The organism is Teichococcus vastitatis, assembly GCF_003604215.1.
Classification (GTDB): Bacteria; Pseudomonadota; Alphaproteobacteria; order Acetobacterales; family Acetobacteraceae; genus Pseudoroseomonas; species Pseudoroseomonas vastitatis.
Genome location: NZ_QXGS01000114.1, coordinates 1 through 2,555 on the forward strand (window position 1 = coordinate 1; position 2,555 = coordinate 2,555).

The window sequence follows — 2,555 nt, forward strand, 5'->3', positions numbered from 1 at the left end:
CCTACCACCATTCCCATGATCTTGGGAATTTCGCGATCAGGACACTAGTCCCTTTTGGTGGTTCATCGCGTAGCGGATCGCCTCCGCCGGCGGGCTGCTCCGCGGCAGGCGCCCGTGTTGCGCCTCGAGCCAGGTGAACAGCTCCGCCACCAGCGGCCAACTGCGGGCCTGGCGCACCGTCAGACGTTCCTCGGCCGGACGGCCGCGGATCTCCGCCTCGATGGCGTAGAGGGCGACGATGCGCTGCAGGACCTCGGCGGCGATCGGCGCCGCGCCGCCTTTGGCCAGGTCAAAGAACCCGCGCCGGACATGCGCCCAGCAGAACGCCAGTGTCACATCCCCGCCGGTGACCAGCGCCTTGTAGGCAGCGTAGCCGTCGCACTGGACGATGCCGCGGTAGCCCGCCAGCAGCGCCCTGGCGTGCTCCTGCCCGCGGCCGGGCGCGTAGCGGAACACCACGGCCGGGGGATCCCTGCCGCCCCGGGGCCGGTCGTCGCGTGCCAGAGCCCAGGCATACCCCTTCTTCACCTTGCCGCGCCCGGGATCGAGCACCGGCAGGGTGGTCTCGTCAGCGAACAGCCGCGGCGAGGCGAGCAGGATCTCGCGGAGACGGCGCACCACCGGCCGGATCTCCTGGGCGGCAGTGCCCAGCCAGTCGGCCAGCACCTCTCGTCCCAGCGTCAGCCCCTGCCGCGCCAGCATCTGTGCCTGGCGGTAGAGTGGCAGGTGGTCGGCATAGCGGGCCACCAGCACCTGGGCGACGGTGGCCTCGGTCGGCAGCCCGCCAGGCACCAGCCGCTCTGGAGTGGGCGCCTGCAGCACCACGCCGGGACAGGCGCGGCAGGCCAGCTTGGGGCGCCTGGTGACCAGCACCCGGAACCGGGCTGGCAGCACGTCGAGCCGCTCGGCGCTGTCGGCGCCGATCTCGACCAAGGCGCCCGCACAGCAGGGGCAGATCTCCCGCTCGGGCAGCAGCACCTGCTCGATGCGCGGCAAGTGCGCGGGCAACTGGCCGCGGCTGCCACGGCGGCGCTTCGCCTGTTGCTCTCTCAGACCCTTCGAGCGCTGGCCCGCCTCGGCCTCGCTGGCCGCCAGCGTGGCCTCGATCTCCTCGAACGCGAACAGCAACTGGTCCCCGGGAGTCTAGGCAGGCACGTCCGGCGTGGGAATCCGTTTCGTGCTCTGCACCCGCGTCCAGTCGATGCCGTCGAACAGCGCCGCGAACTCCACCGGCGTCAGCCGCACCGCGCCATCAACAATCGGCGGCCAGCGGAATGCTCCACCCTCTAACTGCTTGGCGATCAAGACCAGTCCGCTGCCGTCCCAGAGCACGATTTTGATCCGGTCGGCACGCTTGGCCCGGAACACCAGCACCGCTCCCGAGAATGGATCGGCACTCAGCACCTCGGCTGCCAGGGCGGCCAAGCCGTGAACCCCTTTGCGGAAGTCCACCGGCTCGCTGGCCAGCAGGATTCGCGCCCCGGAGGGGAGCGTAATCACCCTTCCAGCGCCGTCGCCAGGCGGGCCACCGCCACGGCATCCACTGTCCCAAAGACCCGCAGCACCCGGCCATTGCGCGGCACGACCTCGATGCCTGCGCCCACTCTGCTCTCCGCCGGATCAGCCGTGATCTGCGGCGCTGTCTCCGGAGAGGCGCCAGCCAACAGCGGTACGAAGGGTGATGCCTGCCTAGCCATCCGTCTGGCAGGACGGCCCTCCGCCTCCCGGCGCCAGCGATGCAGCAGACTGGGCGAAATCCCATGCCGCTGCGCCACCTCCAACACCCGCGTGCCAGGCGCCGCTGTCTCCATGAGCAGCCGTGCCTTCATCTCCGGCGAGTAGATGCGGCGCCGTTCGCCACAAGTGACGATCGCCACCCGCTCCATCGCCACAGTGCCCGCACCAGTGCTAGCACCTACGCCATTCAGCATCCCTGCCATCGCCACTCCTCCGCGACGTCCTACCTCTCAGCCACACCATCCTCACGCAAGAAGGGGGCTATGACCACGCTTACAAGCGATCCCGGTATCTTGCTCGCGGATCGTGGCTACAACAGTGATGCCATACGACAGGATGTGCACAACCGCGGCGGCAGCCGGAGATTCCGGCAAAGCGCAACAGGCGCATCAGCATAGTGTTCAGCGGCCTCTCTACGCCCTCCGCAACCGCATCGAGCGCTGCATCAACCGCTGAAGAACTGCCGCCGCGTTGCTACCCGCAACGATGGCCCTGGCTGAAGCACCTCTCCGCTGGCGGCGCCTACGATGACTTTGTCATCGAGGTAGTGCGCAAGCTGGCAGACCAGCAAGGCTTCTAGGTTCTGCCGCGCCGCTGAGTCGTGGAGCGGACCTTCGGCTGGATGACCCGCTGGCGCCGCCTGGTCCGCGACTACGAACGCCGCCGCGACGTCTCCGGGGCCATGATCCACATCGGCATGGGCGCGCTCCTCATCCGGCGCATCGCTCATCCATGACCATTCTCAAACATGGGGTAATCGGGCGGTGATCTCCCGATCCAGGGTCGTAGGATTGACTTTGGGAACACTGGCATCGGGA

General features: G+C 68.5%; 3 protein-coding genes. All 3 read right to left on the minus strand.

Annotation, left to right across the window (positions count from 1 at the left end):
* Positions 1 to 36: 36 nt before the first annotated feature.
* Genes tnpC through tnpA form a run of 3 tightly spaced genes read right to left on the minus strand, consistent with a single transcriptional unit; the run spans position 37 to position 1,940 of the window.
* Positions 37 to 1,128, minus strand: coding sequence for an IS66 family transposase (tnpC, locus tag D2K64_RS23260; RefSeq protein ID WP_120010775.1), 1,092 nt, complete (start codon positions 1,126 to 1,128; stop codon positions 37 to 39).
* Between the two features lie 15 nt (positions 1,129 to 1,143).
* Positions 1,144 to 1,500 carry an IS66 family insertion sequence element accessory protein TnpB gene (gene tnpB, locus D2K64_RS23265; RefSeq protein WP_120010777.1) on the minus strand — a complete coding sequence of 119 codons (357 nt, stop codon included), beginning with the start codon at positions 1,498 to 1,500 and terminating at the stop codon, positions 1,144 to 1,146.
* Positions 1,497 to 1,940, minus strand: coding sequence for an IS66-like element accessory protein TnpA (tnpA, locus tag D2K64_RS26435; RefSeq protein ID WP_120010778.1), 444 nt, complete (start codon positions 1,938 to 1,940; stop codon positions 1,497 to 1,499). The genes tnpB and tnpA overlap by 4 nt, the downstream gene beginning before the upstream one ends.
* Between the last annotated feature and the right edge of the window lie 615 nt (positions 1,941 to 2,555).